This is a genomic window from Streptomyces sp. NPDC050704 (genome assembly GCF_040654355.1).
Classification (GTDB): Bacteria; Actinomycetota; Actinomycetes; order Streptomycetales; family Streptomycetaceae; genus Streptomyces.
The window spans coordinates 1-16,611 of sequence record NZ_JBFAHW010000041.1 but is presented as its reverse complement, the minus strand read 5'-3'; the positions used below and the strand labels follow the sequence as shown (position 1 = coordinate 16,611).

The 16,611-nt window shown below is 71.7% G+C and carries 14 protein-coding genes; 9 read left to right on the top strand and 5 right to left on the bottom strand.

The features are described from left to right. Positions 1-25: 25 nt before the first annotated feature. Both AB0I18_RS24170 and AB0I18_RS24165 read right to left on the bottom strand, forming a co-directional pair. The gene (locus AB0I18_RS24170; protein ID WP_363107685.1) at positions 26-817 is read right to left on the bottom strand and encodes an ABC transporter permease; all 792 of its coding nucleotides are present in this window, start codon (positions 815-817) and stop codon (positions 26-28) included. A 5-nt stretch (positions 818-822) separates the two neighbouring features. After that, complete coding sequence (locus tag AB0I18_RS24165) at positions 823-1,809, bottom strand: ATP-binding cassette domain-containing protein (RefSeq protein WP_363107637.1); 987 nt, start codon at positions 1,807-1,809, stop codon at positions 823-825. Positions 1,810-1,893: 84 nt separating this feature from the next. Here AB0I18_RS24165 and AB0I18_RS24160 point away from each other — a divergent pair, with 84 nt between their 5' ends. Continuing rightward, a complete protein-coding gene (locus AB0I18_RS24160; RefSeq protein ID WP_363107636.1) occupies positions 1,894-2,607 on the top strand; it encodes a TetR/AcrR family transcriptional regulator in 714 nt (237 codons plus the stop codon). Positions 2,608-2,630: 23 nt separating this feature from the next. On the opposite strand, the gene AB0I18_RS24155 is transcribed toward AB0I18_RS24160, so the two are convergent. From AB0I18_RS24155 to hmgA, 3 genes are all read right to left on the bottom strand, one after another. Beyond that, positions 2,631-3,830, bottom strand: a complete 1,200-nt coding sequence (locus AB0I18_RS24155; protein WP_363107684.1) for a type ISP restriction/modification enzyme — start codon at positions 3,828-3,830, stop codon at positions 2,631-2,633. A 197-nt stretch (positions 3,831-4,027) separates the two neighbouring features. Continuing rightward, positions 4,028-4,777 (bottom strand): GntR family transcriptional regulator, encoded by a 750-nt coding sequence (locus AB0I18_RS24150; RefSeq protein ID WP_363107635.1) that lies wholly within the window; start codon positions 4,775-4,777, stop codon positions 4,028-4,030. A 53-nt stretch (positions 4,778-4,830) separates the two neighbouring features. Further along, positions 4,831-6,192 carry a homogentisate 1,2-dioxygenase gene (gene hmgA / locus AB0I18_RS24145; RefSeq protein WP_363107634.1) on the bottom strand — a complete coding sequence of 454 codons (1,362 nt, stop codon included), beginning with the start codon at positions 6,190-6,192 and terminating at the stop codon, positions 4,831-4,833. A 187-nt stretch (positions 6,193-6,379) separates the two neighbouring features. Here hmgA and AB0I18_RS24140 point away from each other — a divergent pair, with 187 nt between their 5' ends. From AB0I18_RS24140 to AB0I18_RS24105, 8 genes are all read left to right on the top strand, one after another. Further along, a complete protein-coding gene (locus AB0I18_RS24140; RefSeq protein WP_363107633.1) occupies positions 6,380-7,081 on the top strand; it encodes a nuclear transport factor 2 family protein in 702 nt (233 codons plus the stop codon). After that, complete coding sequence (locus AB0I18_RS24135; RefSeq protein ID WP_363107632.1) at positions 7,078-7,704, top strand: TetR/AcrR family transcriptional regulator; 627 nt, start codon at positions 7,078-7,080, stop codon at positions 7,702-7,704. Before AB0I18_RS24140 ends, AB0I18_RS24135 begins: the two co-directional genes overlap by 4 nt. A 251-nt stretch (positions 7,705-7,955) precedes the next feature. Next, positions 7,956-10,211, top strand: coding sequence for a molybdopterin oxidoreductase family protein (locus tag AB0I18_RS24130; protein ID WP_363107631.1), 2,256 nt, complete (start codon positions 7,956-7,958; stop codon positions 10,209-10,211). Positions 10,212-10,333: 122 nt separating this feature from the next. Then, positions 10,334-11,815 (top strand): citrate:proton symporter, encoded by a 1,482-nt coding sequence (locus tag AB0I18_RS24125; protein WP_363107630.1) that lies wholly within the window; start codon positions 10,334-10,336, stop codon positions 11,813-11,815. Positions 11,816-11,861: 46 nt separating this feature from the next. Further along, complete coding sequence (locus AB0I18_RS24120; RefSeq protein WP_363107629.1) at positions 11,862-13,139, top strand: MFS transporter; 1,278 nt, start codon at positions 11,862-11,864, stop codon at positions 13,137-13,139. 123 nt (positions 13,140-13,262) lie between these two features. Continuing rightward, positions 13,263-13,736, top strand: coding sequence for a DUF3574 domain-containing protein (locus AB0I18_RS24115; protein WP_363107628.1), 474 nt, complete (start codon positions 13,263-13,265; stop codon positions 13,734-13,736). Between the two features lie 137 nt (positions 13,737-13,873). Then, positions 13,874-15,262 (top strand): aldehyde dehydrogenase family protein, encoded by a 1,389-nt coding sequence (locus AB0I18_RS24110; protein ID WP_363107627.1) that lies wholly within the window; start codon positions 13,874-13,876, stop codon positions 15,260-15,262. A gap of 36 nt (positions 15,263-15,298) precedes the next feature. Continuing rightward, on the top strand, positions 15,299-16,387 hold the full coding sequence (locus tag AB0I18_RS24105; protein WP_363107626.1) for a Zn-dependent alcohol dehydrogenase: 1,089 nt from the start codon (positions 15,299-15,301) through the stop codon (positions 16,385-16,387). Positions 16,388-16,611: the final 224 nt, after the last annotated feature.

The window sequence follows — 16,611 nt, the reverse complement described above, 5'->3', positions numbered from 1 at the left end:
GTTACGAGGGTTGTGACGGCGCCGCTCACCGTCCGCCGCGCGCGTACCGGCGGACGGCGAGCGGCAGGAACACCGCGATGAGAACCGCGCACCAGGCCAGCGACCCGGCGACGGGGTGCGTCACCGGCCAGGCGCCGTCCGCCGGCACCGGCGCGTTCCCGAACAGGTCCCGCATCGCGGTGGTCACCGCGCTGATCGGATTCCACTCGGCCGTCGTGCGCAGCCAGCCGGGCAGATTGTCCGTGGGGATGTACGCGTTCGACAGCAGCGGCAGGATGAACGTCGCCCCGCCCAGCTGACCGGCCGCCTCCTCGCTCCCCGAGGCGAGCCCCAGCAGGATCCCGATCCACGTCGTGGCGAACCGGAAGAGCAGCAACAGCCCGACGGCGCCCGCCGCTTCGAGCGCCGACCCCTCGATCCGCCAGCCCACCGCGAGCCCGACCAGCATCAGCGGCATCATGCCGCCGAAGGTGACGACCAGGTCGGCGGCCACCTGTCCGAACGGCACGGCGGCCCGGCTCATCGGCAGCGTACGGAAGCGGTTCATCACGCCCCGGTGCGAGTCCTGGGCGGCCTGGAACATCCCGGTCATGATCCCGTTGGCGGCCGTCGCCACCAGCAGCCCAGGCACGAGGAAGGAGCGGTACTCCGGGCCGGGCGTCGCGAGGGCGCTGCCGAAGACGTAGCCGAAGAACAGCAGCATCGTGATCGGCATGGTCTGGGTCAGGATGAGCAGCCCGGGGTTGTGCCGGATCCGCCGCAGATGGCGGCCCAGCATCGCCGTGCCGTCGTACGCCAACGTGCTCATGGGACTCATGTGACTCATGGGACAAGCTCCTTGCGGTCGGTCGGGCCTTCGGTCCGGCCTCCGGTCAGGCGGAGGAAGACGTCGTCCAGCGTCGGCGGGCGCAGGCTCACGTCGAGCAACGGCACACCGGCGGCGTCGAGTTCGCGTACGAGGCGGGGAAGGGTGAGCGTCGGGTCGGTGGTGACCACGCCGACGGCACGCCGCTCCCGGTCGAAGTCGGGTTCGGCGCCGGTCAGTTGATCCAGGACGGCGGCGGCACCGGCCATCGCGTCCGGGTGGGCGACGACCGCTTCCGCGTACGAGCCGATCAGCGCCTTGAGTTCGGCGGGCGCGCCCGTGTGCGCGACCCTGCCCCGGTCCACGAGCACGATGTCGTCGGCGAGTTGGTCGGCCTCCTCCAGATACTGCGTGGTGAGCAGGACGGTCGTGCCCTCGGCCTTGAGCGCGCGCACGGTGTCCCAGATCTGGTTGCGGCTGTGCGGGTCGAGCCCCGTCGTCGGCTCGTCGAGGAACAGCACCGCGGGGCGGGTGAGCAGGCTCGCCGCCAGGTCGAGGCGGCGCCGCATACCGCCGGAGTAGGTGGACGCGGGCCGGTCCGCCGCTTCGGTGAGCCCGTAACGGTCGAGGAGTTCGTCGGCGCGAGCCCGGCCCGTCGGACCGCGCATCCGGTGCAGCCTCGCGAACAGCCGCAGGTTCTGGCGCCCGGTGAGGTCGCCGTCGACCGAGGTGTTCTGCCCGGTGACACCGATCGCGCGGCGCACGGCGTCCGGCTCGCGTACGAGATCGTGCCCGGCGACGCGCGCGGACCCCGCGTCGGGTCGCAGCAGCGTGGTGAGCAGTCCGACCGCGGTGGTCTTGCCCGCGCCGTTCGGCCCGAGCAACCCGCAGACCGTGCCCTGCGCCACCGCCAGGTCCAGCCCTCGCAGGGCACGGACCACACCCCCTCGGGAGCCGTAGCGCTTCTCCAGACCCTCACTAAGTACAGCGTACGTAGTAGTCATGGCGTGACCATACCGCACTACGTACGCTGTACGTAACTAGGATGGTGGCGACACGGATCCACCGAAGGCAGGCTGGCGACACCGATGGCAGCACATGCGGACGTACCCGAAGTGATCTGGGCCCGCCCCGAGCGAACGGGCCGTGGACCGCGGCCCGCGTACACCCGCGCCGACATCGCGGTGGCCGCGGTGCGGATCGCGGACGCGCGGGGGCTGGAAGCGGTGTCGATGCGGCAGGTGGCGGCCGAACTGGGCTGCGGCACGATGTCGCTCTACAACTACGTGCCGCGCAAGGAGGACCTGTACGAGCTGATGGTCGACGCCGTCGGCGGTGAGCACGAGCTGTGGGAGCCCTCGGGGGACTGGCGTGCCGACATGCTCCGGGTCGCCCGGCAGACCCGTGCGCTCATGCTCCGCCACCCCTGGATGCCGGCACTGATGTCACCGGTGTACGGCTTCAGCCCCAACGCCCTGCGCTATCTGGAGCACTGTCTGGCCTGCCTGGACTCGTTCGAAGGGCCTTACGGCACGAAGTTCCAGCTGATCGCGATGCTCAACGGCGTCGTGACGACATACGTCGGGAACGAGCTGGCCACCGCCGAGCGCACCCGCTCGCTGCCCTGGTCGGAGGAGCAGGAGAACGCGGTCCGCCTCGCCTATCTCGGCAGCCAGGTGGCGACCGGTGCGTATCCGCACATGGCCGCGGCGTTCACGGAGGACGCCGGGCCGATCGACCTGGAGGCGGTGTTCCGGCAGGCCCTGGAGCGCGTGCTGGACGGCTTCGATCCCAGGCGCTGACCCCGGCGGCCGGTGCCGCGGCACTAGAGCAGCGCGAACTGCCCCTCCGGGCCTTCCTCGTGGTGGTCGAGCACCGAGGCGGGCCGACGTGCGGCGTCCGGCACCGGAAGTACGCCCGCCTTGCGCAGCTCGGCCGCGGTGATCGGTGTCTCCATGGTCAACTCGGCTTGTTCGGGCCTGAGTTCGGCCAGTAGCGCGAGCACCGTGATGAGTTCGAGCAGCTCCGAGGTCCAGCCCTGCGGCCAGCCGGTGGGGCGGACGGCCTCCAGGGTGCCCGGCTCCGCCTGACCGGCTCGCGCGGTGAACCACTGGTCCAGTACACGTACGCCGCCCACCTCGAAGTCCCAGGCCGTGGGCGGTACGGGGGAGATCAGGCCCTCGTCCAGGTGGAGGGTCTCCTCGTCGCGGTCGTAGCGCAGCTCCAGCGGGCGGGACGGGAGCGGGGCCCGGACGTAGGGCCGGCGGCCGCCCGGGAGCTTGGGGCGTTCGCCGTCGCGGCGCGTCAGCCGCAGCAGACGGTGGCCCAACTCGGTGCCGCGCGCCCAGAGTCCCGGGTCGGCGGTGAGCGGGACGGCGTGTCCGGCGGGCCCGGGCCGTGCCGTCGCGACGGTCCAGGCGAGGATGTCGAGCGGGGCGGGGGAGTGGCCCAGGCGCTTGGCCAGGTGGTCGGTGAGGCCGGGCGCCAGGTTGGGTTCGAGGCCGCCGGGACGTCGGTACAGGGGGCGGACGCGGCCGGGGCGGGCGGCGGGGACGGTCTTCGACGGGGGCGTGATCACCGGCAGGACCGACACGGCGAGCAGCACGGGCCCTTCGGGTGCGGGCGGCTGCTCCACCGCGAACACCTGCCGCTCGTCCGCCACCCGCCACAACTCCGGCCGGGCCGCGTCGATCAGCCGGTTGTCGGGGATCAGCCACTGTTCGTCGAACGGACCGTGCAGGACCCGTACCGGCTCGGCGCAGGGGCCCGACGCGCGGGCCAGCCGGCCCGTTCCGGAGGACTGGCCCGGCAGTTGCGCCACCGCCGAGTGCAGGGTCCGCGCGCGCGTGACGCCGAACAGCGCCTCGCGCTCGGGCCCTTCGGCCTTCACGAAGGCGTCCCACCGCGCTTTCAGGGACGCCGGGTCGGGTGCCGTCGGCCACCCGCGGCCCAGCCGGGGCGGTGCGACGGACCACGGCATGAGGTCCGCGAGCAGCGGAGCGTCGTCGTGCGTCACGCTCGGCATCGTACGACGTGGGCCGGCTCCCGGCGTAGGAGCGGCGATCTCGTCCCCCATGCTGAGAGCCTGTGTCTGAACCCCCGCCTGCGCCCCGACGCCCGGTGCGTGCCCTCGCCGCACGGCGCCGCAGGACGCCGAGGGCACGCACCGACCGCCGCTGCGCCCGCGCTCCGCGCGGACGACGGGGGTTCAGACACAGGCTCTCAGTGGGCGTCGAGGGTGACCGTGAAGGAGAAGCGGTCGCCCCGGTACTGGATGCGGGCCACGTCGAGCGCTCGGCCGTCCTCGCCGTGCACGATGCCCGTGTAGTGCAGGATCGGGCTCAGCAGCGGGACCTGGAGCAGCCGCGCGGTCTCCGGGTCCGCGAGCCGCGCCTCGACGGTGTCGGTGATCTGGCTGATCCGCGCCCCCACGACATCGCGCAGCACCTTGGTCATGGGCCAGCGGACCAGGTCCTCGGGGTCGATCAGCGCCGCCAGCTCGGGACGGACGTAGTTGCGGGCGTGGTTGGTCGGCTCGCCCGTCTTCTCGTCGCTGCGCAGCCGGTGGTACGTCGCCACCTCCGCCAGGTCCGGAAAGTACTCGGCGAGTTCGCCCGACACGGCTTCCCTCCCGTGGTCCAGCAGCTTCGTGGTCATGCCCGACTGCTGGGCCACGATCGCGTCCACCGAGCCGAGCAGCCGGACCGGCGCACCCCGCGTGGCGCCCGGTTCGATGAACGTGCCGCGTCTGCGATGGCGGGTGATCAGCCCCTCGTCCTCCAGCTCCTTGAGCGCCTGCCGCATGGTCAGCACACTCACCCCGTAGTGCCCGGCCAGCTGTTCCTCGGTGGGCAGCCGCAGCGGATCCTGCGGCGACCGCCCGAGTATCGAGGCGCGCAGGGACTGCGACACCTGATACCAGAGCGGCAGTTTGCGGTTCAGGACGATCGAGTCCGGGGCGAAGGAGGTCACGAGGGTATCCGTACCGGTCGCGGGCGTTCAGTGCAACGGGCCGTCACCGGCGGTCAGGCCCGGTCGGCCGGCCGGAAGTGCCGCTGGAGGCCCCGCCACACCTCGTCGTACGCCGGCTGCAGATGCTCGGCACGGGCCGCCTGCGGGGTGGCGGTGACCGGCCAGCGCGTCTCGAACATGAAGGCCAGACCCTCGTCGACCTTCTGCGGCCGCAGCTCGGCGGCGCTTGCCCGGTCGAAGGTCTCCCGGTCGGGACCGTGCGCCGACATCATGTTGTGCAGCGAGCCCCCGCCGGGCACGAATCCCCCTTCACCGGCCGTCTTCGCGTCGTACGCGCCCTCGATGAGTCCCATGTACTCGCTCATCACGTTCCGGTGGAAGTACGGCGGCCGGAACGTGTCCTCGCCCACCAGCCAGCGCGGCGCGAACACCACGAAGTCGACGCCGGCCAGCCCCGGGGTGTCGGTCGGCGAGGTCAGCACCGTGAAGATCGACGGGTCCGGGTGGTCGTAGCTGATGGTGCCGATCACATTGAACCGGCGCAGGTCATAGACGTACGGCACATGGTTGCCGTGCCAGGCGACGACATCCAGCGGCGAGTGGTCGTACGTCGCCGTCCAGAGGTTGCCGCAGAACTTGTTGACGACCTCGACCGGCCCCGCAGTGTCCTCATCGTCCTCGTAGGCGGCGACCGGAGCCCTGAAATCCCGGGCGTTCGCGAGGCCGTTGGCGCCGATCGGGCCGAGGTCGGGGAGCTGGAAGGGCGCCCCGTAGTTCTCGCACACATAACCCCGGGCCGAGGCGTCCAGCAGCTCCACACGGAAGCGCACCCCACGAGGAATCAACGCCACATGTCCTGGCTCCACATGCAGCAGCCCGAACTCGGTGCGCAGCAGCAGCCCACCGCGCTCCGGCACGATCAGCAGCTCGCCGTCCGCGTCGCTGAACACCCGCCGCATCGAGGAGTTGGCGTGATACAGGTGCACGGCCATGCCGGTGCGCTGGGCCGCGTCGCCGTTGCCGCCGAGCGTCCAGAGGCCGGCGACGAAGTCCGTGCCGGCCGGCGGCTCCGGCAGCGGGTTCCAGCGCAGCCGGTTCGGGTCGGACACCGTCTCCGTGAAGGGCGCCGTGCGAAGGGCGCCGTTACCGGTGCGGCCGAACGCGGGATGGGCGGCCGACGGGCGGATCCGGTAGAGCCACGAGCGGCGGTTCTGCGCCCTCGGCTCGGTGAACGCCGTACCGCTCAGCTGCTCCGCGTACAGCCCGAGCGGGGCGCGCTGCGGAGAGTTGCGGCCGTGCGGCAGCGCGCCGGGCACCGCCTCCGAGCTGTGCTCGTTGCCGAAACCGGAAAGATACGTCAGTGCCTCGGCGGTCTTCCGCGATTCCTCGGCGGTCTTCCGCACGTCCCCGCTCATGATCGCTCCCTTGTCCCTGATTCCTATGCATCACCGTAGGATTCAGTTTTTCCGCGCGCAAGACGTGCACGAGAGGGGAACCACGCGATCGCGCCAGGACCGCGGATCGCGCCAAGACCGCTGTACCGGCCAAGAACCCGCCTCCAGGGGGATCCGACTGTCAGTGCGGTGCTCTAATCTCCCCGGCATGTCGTGGACGCGCGGATTCCTCGTTGCGCTCGCGGTCTGTGCCCTGCTCGGTGCTCTGTTCGTCGGAGCGACGAGTTGCGGTTCCGGCGACGCGCGGGAGGGTGAGGGCGACGGAGTGAAACCGTCGCCGGTGGGCAAGGTGCTGGAGGACACGGACGAGGAAGGGCGGAACTACCGTGAGATCGACGAGCAGGACGCACCGGACGTCGCGATCGAGATACACCCCGACGCAGGCGACAACGGCTGGGACGTCCGGCTGACCGTCCACGACTTCCGCTTCTCGCCGGCCGGTACGAAGAAGACGGCCGAGCCCGGCCGGGGCTACGCACTCCTCCGCCTGGACGGCCGCCCCCTCGCCACGCTCCGCGACCGGATCCACCACATCGCCGGCGACCTCGTCCCGCGCGGCACGCACCAGATCACCGTGCGCCTGCATGCCGACGACGACACGGTGTGGGCCGTCGACGGCAAACCCGTCGGCAGCACCGCGGACATCACCGCGTCCGAGCCCGGGCCGACCTCCACGGAGTCGCCCGGGCCGACCTCCAAGGAGCCGACTGTGCCGACTTCCGCGGAGTCGAGCGGGCCGACGTACACGACGCACACCCTGACCGGATCCACGTTCCGGATGAGTGTCATGGGCACCGACATTCGTACTGGTGGGCGAGGTTCACCGGATCCCGGCGGAAAGGCATCATGAAGCCTGTGCCCAACGCGACATCGCTGCGCCGTGCGCCTGTCCAGCGCCGTAGCGCGGAACGACTGACCCGTATCCTCGACGCCTGCGCCGACCTCCTCGACGAGGTCGGCTACGACGACCTGAGCACCCGCGCGGTCGCCCTGCGCGCCGGCGTGCCCATAGGTTCCGTCTACCGCTTCTTCGGCAACAAGCGCGCCATGGCCGACGCGCTGGCCCAGCGCAACCTCGACCGATACGCCGAGCGCGTCACCCAGCGCCTCCAGGAGACCGCGGGCGGAGCGGGCTGGCGGGTGGCCATGGACGCCGTACTCGACGAGTACCTCGCCATGAAGCGCACCGCCCCCGGCTTCTCCCTCGTCGACTTCGGCAACCAGATCCCCGTCGGCACCCGCAACCGCGACGCCGAACCCAACACCCGCGTCGCCGACCGCCTCACCGACCTGCTCTCCGCGTTCCTGAACCGCGAACCCGACGACGACCTCCGCCGCACCTTCCTCATCGCGGTCGAGGCCTCCGACTCCCTCGTCCAGCTCGCCTTCCGCCTCGATCCGGCGGGTGACGAACAGGTCATAGAGGAGACGCGACAACTGCTCCGGGCGTACCTGGCACGGTCGCTCGACTGATCCCGAAGCCGAACCCGGCCCATGGCTGAACGGACCGACCACGGCTGAACGGACCGACCATGGCTGGACCGACCCGCGGCCGAACGAACAAGCCCGCGGCTGAACCGGCCGCAGTCGAACGACGGACCCGCGGCCGAACGACCGGCGAATTTCCGACGTGACCCTCCGCGCCCCTCCCCTCCGGGCATACCGGTCGGTATGCTCGGAGCCCAGTCCGCGCGTCACCGTCGCCGCCCCCCTCCGGAGGACCCGTGTCCACCAGCACAGACTCCCGTACGGCCCTGCGCATCTGCCCCCTCTGCGAGGCCACGTGCGGGTTGACGCTCACCATCGAGGGCACGCGGGTCACCAGCGCCCGCGGGGACCGCGACGACGTGTTCAGCCAGGGGTTCATCTGCCCGAAGGGCGCCTCCTTCGGGGCGGCCGACTCCGACCCCGACCGGCTGCGTACGCCACTCGTCCGCAAGGACGGCGAGCTGCGCGAGGCCACCTGGGAAGAGGCCTTCGACGCGGTCGCCGCCGGACTGCGGCCGATCGTCGAGCGGCACGGGCCGCACGCCGTCGGAGCCGTCCTCGGCAACCCGAACGTGCACACCATGGCCGGCGGTCTCTATCCGCCCGTCCTGCTCGCCGGACTCGGCACCCACAGCATCTTCACCGCGTCCACCGTCGACCAGATGCCCAAGCACGTCTCCAGCGGCCTGCTCTACGGCGACGCGCTCGCGATCCCCGTACCCGACCTCGACCGCACCGACCACCTGCTGCTGATCGGCGCCAACCCCCTCGAATCCAACGGCAGCCTGTGCACGGCACCCGACTTCCCCGGCAAGCTCAAGGCGCTCAAGGCGCGCGGCGGCACCCTCACGGTCATCGACCCGCGCCGCACCCGCACCGCCAAGCTCGCCGACCGGCACGTCGCCATCCGCCCGGGCACCGACGCGCTGCTGCTCGCGGCGATGGCGTACGTCCTCTTCGAGGAGAAGCTCACCGACCTCGGCGAGCTCACCGAGCTGGTGCAGGGACTGGACGAACTCGCCGAGGCGGTACGGGACTTCACACCCGAGGCCGCCGCCGAGGCCTGCGACGTCGACGCCGGCACGATCCGGGCGCTCGCCCGTGAGCTGGCCGCCGCGCCCACCGCCGCCGTCTACGGTCGCATCGGCAGCTGCACGGTCGAACACGGCACCCTGGCCAGCTGGCTGGTCGACATCCTGAACATCCTCACCGGCAACCTCGACCGGCCGGGCGGCGCCCTCTTCCCGCAGGCCGCCACCGACAAGACGCCCCGCCCCGCCGGACCGGGCCGCGGCTTCGCGCTCGGCCGCTGGCACAGCCGCGTGAGCCGCCACCCGGAGGCCAAGGGCGAGCTCCCGATCGCCGCCCTCGCCGAGGAGATCGACACCGCCACCGCCGAGGGCGAACCCATCCGCGCCCTCATCGCCGTCGCCGCCAACCCCGTCCTGTCCACACCGGACGGCGACCGCCTCGACAAAGCCCTCGGCTCGCTCGACTTCATGGTCAGCGTCGACCCGTACCTCAACGAGACCTCGCGCCACGCCCACGTCGTGCTGCCGCCGCCCCCGCCCTCGCAGAGCCCGCACCACGACTTCGCCTTCAACACCCTCGCCGTACGCAACCAGGTCCGCTACACCCGCGCCGCCGTCCCGCTGGAGCCCGGCCGGATGGCCGAGACCGAGATCCTCGCCCGGCTCGTCCTCGCCGCGACCGGCATGCACGGCGCCGACCCCTCGGCGGTCGACGACCTGGTCATCGGCCAGACCCTCGGCAAGGCCGTCAAGGAACCGCACTCCCCGGTCCACGGCCGCGACCCGAGCGAACTCGCCGCACAGCTCACCGGCGAGAGCGGCCCCGAGCGGCGCCTCGACATGATGCTGCGCCTGGGCCCGTACGGCGAAGGATTCGGCGTACGCCGCGAAGGCCTGACCCTGGAGAAGCTGCTGGACACCCCGCACGGCATCGACCTCGGGCCGCTCCAGTCGCGCCTCCCGCAGCCGCTCAAGACCCGCAGCGGCCGCGTCGAACTGCTGCCGCGGCCGCTCGCCGACGACCTCCCGCGCCTCCGGGACGCGCTGCGCCGACGCCCGGAAGGCCTCGTCCTCGTCGGCCGCCGGCACCTGCGCTCCAACAACAGCTGGATGCACAACATCCCCGCCCTCACCGGCGGCACCAACCGCTGCACCCTGCACATCCACCCCGACGACGCCGAACGTCTCGGCGTCACCGACGGGGCGCCGGTGCGGATCAAGGGCGCCGGGGGAGAGGTCGTCGCCCCCGCCGAGGTGACGGACGCCGTACGGCGCGGGGTCGTGAGTCTGCCGCACGGCTGGGGACACGACCGGCCCGGCACCCGGCTGACCCACGCCGCCGCGGACCCGGGAGTCAACGTCAACCAGCTCCTGGACGGCAGCCTGCTCGACCCGCTGTCGGGCACGGCGGTCCTCAATGGCGTACCCATCGATATCGCGCCAACAGGCACAATGCTTTGACCAGGAGTTTTGCGCTTATTGCTCGCGTGTCAACATCTTGTTAAGACTTGCGTGGCCGCCCTAACGTCACTCGAACCGCCGGCCCTGGTGGCTGTTCAAAGGCGAACGTTAGGTATCCATTCATGCTGACCATCCTCGGCTTCGCCATGATCGCGACCTTCCTGGTCCTGATCATGATGAAGAAGATGTCGCCGATCGCGGCGCTCGTACTGATCCCGGCACTCTTCTGTGTGTTCGTCGGAAAGGGTGCGAATCTCGGCGACTACGTCATCGAGGGGGTGGGCAACCTGGCGCCCACCGCCGCGATGCTGATGTTCGCCATCGTCTACTTCGGCGTCATGATCGACGTCGGCCTCTTCGACCCGATCGTCCGGGGCATCCTGAAGTTCTGCAAGGCCGACCCGCTGCGGATCGTCGTCGGTACGGCCGTGCTCGCCGCGATCGTCTCGCTCGACGGCGACGGCTCGACCACCTTCATGATCACGGTCTCGGCGATGTACCCGCTGTACAAGCGCCTGAAGATGAGCCTCGTGGTGATGACCGGCGTCGCCGCCACCGCCAACGGCGTCATGAACACCCTCCCCTGGGGCGGCCCCACCGCCCGCGCCGCCACCGCGCTCAAGCTGGACGCCGGCGACATCTTCGTCCCGATGATCCCGGCGCTCGCCGTCGGCCTGGTCTTCGTCTTCTGCCTCTCGTACGTCCTCGGCCGCCGCGAGCGCAAGCGGCTCGGCGTGCTGAGCCTCGCCGAGGTCCTGGAGGAGGAGAAGAAGCAGGAGACCACCGAGAAGGCCGAGGTCGAGACCGAGACGGTGACCGAGACGGTGCTGGTCGGCGCCGGTGCGGGTGCCTCCGGCGGCTCCGGTGACGCGAAGGGCCGTACCACCAAGGCCACCGGCGGCGCGGGCTCCGGCACGGACGCCTCCGACGACGAGGCCGACGAAGACAACGACGACGTACGCCTCCAGGGCCTGGACCCCAACCGCCCGACGCTGCGCCCCAAGCTGTACTGGTTCAACGCACTGCTCACGGTGGCCCTCCTGACCGCCATGATCATGGAGCTGCTGCCGATCCCGGTCCTGTTCATCCTCGGCGCCGCGCTCGCGCTCACCGTCAACTTCCCGCACATGCCCGACCAGAAGGAACGCCTCGGCGCCCACGCCGAGAACGTCCTCAACGTCTCCGGCATGGTCTTCGCCGCCGCCGTCTTCACCGGAGTCCTGCAGGGCACCGGCATGGTCGACTCGATGGCGAAATGGCTCGTCGACGGCATCCCGACCGGCATGGGCCCGCACATGGCCATCGTCACCGGATTCCTGAGCCTCCCGCTCACCTACTTCATGTCGAACGACGGCTTCTACTTCGGTGTCCTGCCGGTCCTCGCGGAGGCGGGAGCCGCGCACGGCGTCTCGCCGCTGGAGATCGCCCGCGCCTCACTCGTCGGCCAGCCGCTGCACATGTCGAGCCCGCTGGTCCCGGCCGTGTACGTACTGGTCGGCATGGCCAAGGTCGAGTTCGGCGACCACACCAAGTTCGTGGTCAAGTGGGCCGCGCTCACCTCGCTCGTGATCCTCGGTGCGGGAATCCTGTTCGGCATCATCTGAGCCCCGGCTCCTGGGAGTTCGGCTTCATCCGACGAAGGGTGTCACTGTGAGGCCCGGTGGGAACCGCGGCTGGCTGCTCCGCCTCGTCATCGCCTTCAGCTTCGCGCAGGGGGCGGTGTCGATGGCGCGGCCCGCCGTCTCCTACCGGGCCCTCGCGCTGGGCGCGGACGAGCGCGCGATCGGTGTGATCGCGGGCGTGTACGCGCTGCTGCCGCTGTTCGCGGCCGTACCGCTCGGCCGCCGCACCGACCACGGCAGGTGCGCCCCGCTGCTCCCGGCCGGCGTCGTCCTGATAGCCGGCGGCTGCGCCCTCAGCGGTACGGCCGACTCCCTCGCCGCGATGGCGGCCTGGAGCGGTGTGATGGGCCTCGGGCACCTGTCCTTCGTGATCGGCGCCCAGTCGCTGGTGGCCCGCCAGTCCGCACCGGACGAACAGGACCGCAACTTCGGCCACTTCACCATCGGTGCCTCGCTCGGCCAACTGGTCGGACCGATCGCCGCGGGCGCCCTGATCGGCGGCCCCGACATGGCGGGCACCAGCGCCCTCGCCCTGCTGGTCGCGGGCGCGGTGGCCGCCTTCTCGTTCGTCTCCCTCTGGCGCATCGAGCACCGCACGCCGCCCAAGTCCCGTACAGGGCAAGGCGACCGCATCCCCGTGCACCGCATCCTGCGTACCCGGGGCGTACCCGCGGGCATCTTCATCAGCCTCGCCGTGCTGTCCGCGACGGACATCCTCACCGCCTACCTGCCGGTGGTCGGCGAGCACCGGGGCATCTCGCCGGCCGTGATCGGCCTGCTGCTCAGCCTGCGCGCGGCGGCGACCATCGCGTGCCGCCTGGTGATGACACCCATGCTGCGGCTGCTCGGCCGGGCCGCGCTGCTCACCACGACCTGTCTGCTGGCGGCCGTCCTGTGCGCCGGCATCGCGCTGCCCGTGCCGGTCTGGGCCCTCGCCGTGATGCTCGCCCTGCTCGGCTTCTGCCTGGGCGTCGGCCAGCCCCTGTCCATGACCACGGTCGTCCAGGCCGCCCCCGACGACGCCCGCTCCACGGCCCTCGCCCTGCGCCTGACCGGCAACCGGCTCGGCCAGGTCGCCGCCCCCGCCGCCGCCGGCCTGATCGCCGGAGTCGCGGGCGTGGCCGCACCGTTCGTGATGCTCGGGGCGCTGCTGCTCATTGCTTCGGGGCTCGGGCTGCGCCAGGGTCGTACGGGTGCTGAGTCGGACCCGGAGGACCGGGAAGACCCGGAAGGCCTGGCGGATCCGGCGGAACAGGTCGAGAGCGACGGACGTAAGGCGTCGGCACCGGACCCCGAACGGCGCTGAACGACGCTGAACGGGGCCGAACCGGGCCGAACCGGGCCGTTCTTCGACCAGCCCGGTGAACGACGCCGCCCGGTCCCGGCGCGCCTGCCGGAGCCGGGGGAGAGTCCCACTAGGCATGCGGTCATGATCACGGACACCACCACCCGCACCCGCCTCGCCGTCGCGACGGCCTCCGCCCTGCTGTTCGCCGGCACCCCGGCCGCGTACGCCGCGCTCACCGACGAGATGCCCCGCCAGACCCGTCCCGCCCAGCAGGCGGCCCGGGGCGAGGCGTACGTCGAGACCCGGCTCTTCTTCGGCACAGAGCGCCCCGACGGCGGCCCGGCCGTCACCGACCGGCAGTTCCTGGCCTTCGTCGACCGGCAGGTCACCCCCGCCTTCCCGGACGGGCTCACCGTGCAGGACGGGCGCGGGCAGTGGCGGGACACGCACGGCACCATCGAGCGCGAGCGGTCGTACGAGCTGATCCTGCTGTATCCCGCCGGGCGGGCGCGGGCGGCCGACCCCGGGATCGAACGGATCCGGAACGCCTACAAGAAGGAGTTCGGACAGGAGTCCGTGGCGAGGCTGGACGAGCGGACACGCGCGGACTTCTGAAGCCCGGCGGCTTCGCCCGTGTGACTGTGCCGGTGTTCCTCCCGGGCCTGGTGTCGAAAAACTAACACCGCTAGTTTGGGGGCCGGACGACAGCTAGTTTGGGTGGCGGACGACGACGCCCCTCCCGGGAGGAACGCATGAAGGCACACGACGGCATGTACATCGACGGCGACTGGCGCCCCGCCGCCGGGACGGACACGATCGCTGTCGTGAACCCGGCCGACGAGCAGGTGATCGCCCACGTACCGGCCGGTACCGTCGAGGACGTCGACGCCGCCGTACGGGCCGCCCGCGCCGCCTTCCCGGCCTGGGCCGCGACCCCGCCCGCCGACCGCGCCGCGCGGATCGCCGCCCTGCGGGACGTCCTCGTCGCCCGCAAGGACGAGATCGCCGAGACCGTCACCGCCGAACTCGGCTCACCGCTGAAGCTCTCGCAGGCGGTGCACGTCGGACTGCCGATCGCGGTCGCGGGTACGTACGCGGACCTCGCCGCCTCGTACGCCTTCGAGGAGAAGGCCGGGAGCTCGACCGTCTACCTGGAGCCGGTCGGCGTCGTCGGCGCGATCACGCCCTGGAACTACCCCCTGCACCAGATCGTCGCCAAGGTCGCCCCGGCTCTCGCGGCGGGCTGCACGGTCGTCCTCAAGCCGGCCGAGGACACTCCGCTGACCGCCCAGCTCTTCGCCGAGGCGGTGCATGAAGCCGGGGTCCCGGCAGGGGTGTTCAACCTCGTCACCGGTCTCGGCCCGGTCGCGGGCCAGGCGCTCGCCGCCCACGAGGGCGTGGACCTGGTCTCCTTCACCGGCTCGACGGCCGTCGGCAGGCAGATCGGCGCGACGGCCGGCGCGGCCGTCAAGCGGGTGGCCCTGGAACTGGGCGGCAAGTCCGCCAACGTCATCCTGCCGAGCGCCGACCTCGCCAGGGCGGTCAACGTCGGCGTGGCCAACGTGATGTCCAACTCCGGCCAGACGTGCAGCGCGTGGACCCGCATGCTGGTGCACACGTCGCAGTACGAGGAGGCGGTCGAGCTGGCCGCGGCCGCCGCGGGCAAGTACGGCGAGCGCATCGGCCCTCTCGTCAACGCCAAGCAGCAGCGGCGCGTGCGGGGTTACATCGAGAAGGGCGTGGCCGAGGGGGCGCGGCTGGTCGCGGGCGGACCCGAAGTCCCGCGCGAGCAGGGGTACTTCGTCAGCCCCACTGTCCTCGCCGATGTCACCCCCGAGATGACCGTCGCCCAGGAGGAGATCTTCGGGCCGGTGCTCTCGATCCTCCGCTACGAGGACGAGGCGGACGCCCTGCGGATCGCGAACGGCACGGTGTACGGGCTCGCCGGCGCGGTCTGGGCCGGCGAGGAGGCGGAAGCCGTCGCCTTCGCGCGGCGCCTCGACACCGGTCAGGTCGACATCAACGGCGGACGCTTCAACCCCCTTGCCCCCTTCGGCGGTTACAAGCAGTCCGGGGTGGGCCGTGAGCTCGGCTCGCACGGGTTGTCGGAGTACCTGCAGACCAAGTCCCTCCAGTTCTAGCCGACAGTTCCAGCCGACAAGGGAGCGTCATACGTCATGGCTCGTATTCGTGCCGCTGTCCTGCCCGCCGTCGGGGCTCCGCTGGAGATCACCGGGATCGAGCTGCCGGAGCCCGGCCCCGGTCAGGTGCGGGTGCGCCTTGCCGCCGCCGGGGTCTGCCACTCCGACCTCTCCCTGTCCGACGGCACCATGCGGGTGCCGGTGCCGGCCGTCCTCGGGCACGAGGGAGCGGGCACGGTCGTCTCGGTGGGAGAGGGGGTCACGCAGGTCGCGCCCGGCGACGCGGTGGTGCTGAACTGGGCGCCCTCCTGCGGGAGTTGCCACGCCTGCTCGCTGGGCGAGGTCTGGCTCTGCGCCAACGCGCTGGTCGGGGCCGGGAACGTGTACGCCCGGCGCTCCTCCGACGGCAGCGACCTGTACCCCGGTCTCAACGTCGCCGCGTTCGCCGAGGAGACCGTGGTGGCCGACGCGTGTGTGTTGCCCGCGCCGGCCGGGATTCCGCTGCCCGAGGCGGCCCTGCTCGGCTGCGCCGTGCTCACCGGGTACGGGGCCGTCCACCACTCCGCCCGGGTCCAACGCGGCGAGACCGTCGCGGTGTTCGGGGTCGGCGGGGTGGGTCTCGCCGCGCTTCAGGCGGCGCGGATCGCCGGTGCCTCGACGATCGTCGCGGTCGACGTGTCGCCCGAGAAGGAGTCCCTCGCCCGCGAGGCCGGGGCGACCGAGTACGTGGTCGCCTCCGAGAACACCGCCCGTGAGATCCGTGGTCTCACTGGCAAGCAGGGTGTCGACGTGGCCGTCGAGTGCGTGGGCCGTGCCGTCACGATCCGTGCCGCCTGGGAGTCCACCCGGCGGGGTGGCCGGACGACTGTCGTCGGCATCGGCGGCAAGGATCAGCAGGTCTCCTTCAACGCGCTGGAGATCTTCCACTGGGGCCGGACCCTGGCGGGTTGCGTGTACGGCAACTCGGACCCGTCCCGGGACCTGCCGGTCCTCGCCGAGCATGTCCGGGCGGGGCGGCTGGACTTGAGCGCGCTGGTGACCGAACGGATCGCTCTGGAGGGGATTCCGGGGGCCTTCGAGAACATGCTGGCGGGGAAGGGGGGACGGGCGTTGGTGGTGTTCTAGGCGCGCGAGGGAGGGTTGAGACCGGACTTTCCTTGCCCCCGCCGCCCCTACCCGTCCCGTCCCCTGGGGCTTCGCCCCAGACCCCGCGGGGTGTGTTGCGTCGGGTGCGGGTGGGTGGGGGCTGGGCGCGCCCCGCGGCGGAGCCGCAGATGTCACAGCCCCGCGCCCCTAACCCCCTCAGCCCTCCCGCCGGCCGGACGCCCAGGCACGGCGCCCCTGGTAGA

Coding starts and splice junctions, on each gene's coding strand:
- AB0I18_RS24170 (WP_363107685.1), bottom strand. CDS start 817: ATGAGTCCCATGAGCACGTTGGCGTACGACGGCACGGCGATGCTGGGC.
- AB0I18_RS24165 (WP_363107637.1), bottom strand. CDS start 1,809: ATGACTACTACGTACGCTGTACTTAGTGAGGGTCTGGAGAAGCGCTAC.
- AB0I18_RS24160 (WP_363107636.1), top strand. CDS start 1,894: ATGGCAGCACATGCGGACGTACCCGAAGTGATCTGGGCCCGCCCCGAG.
- AB0I18_RS24155 (WP_363107684.1), bottom strand. CDS start 3,830: ATGCCGAGCGTGACGCACGACGACGCTCCGCTGCTCGCGGACCTCATG.
- hmgA (WP_363107634.1), bottom strand. CDS start 6,192: ATGAGCGGGGACGTGCGGAAGACCGCCGAGGAATCGCGGAAGACCGCC.
- AB0I18_RS24140 (WP_363107633.1), top strand. CDS start 6,380: ATGTCGTGGACGCGCGGATTCCTCGTTGCGCTCGCGGTCTGTGCCCTG.
- AB0I18_RS24135 (WP_363107632.1), top strand. CDS start 7,078: ATGAAGCCTGTGCCCAACGCGACATCGCTGCGCCGTGCGCCTGTCCAG.
- AB0I18_RS24125 (WP_363107630.1), top strand. CDS start 10,334: ATGCTGACCATCCTCGGCTTCGCCATGATCGCGACCTTCCTGGTCCTG.
- AB0I18_RS24115 (WP_363107628.1), top strand. CDS start 13,263: ATGATCACGGACACCACCACCCGCACCCGCCTCGCCGTCGCGACGGCC.
- AB0I18_RS24110 (WP_363107627.1), top strand. CDS start 13,874: ATGAAGGCACACGACGGCATGTACATCGACGGCGACTGGCGCCCCGCC.
- AB0I18_RS24105 (WP_363107626.1), top strand. CDS start 15,299: ATGGCTCGTATTCGTGCCGCTGTCCTGCCCGCCGTCGGGGCTCCGCTG.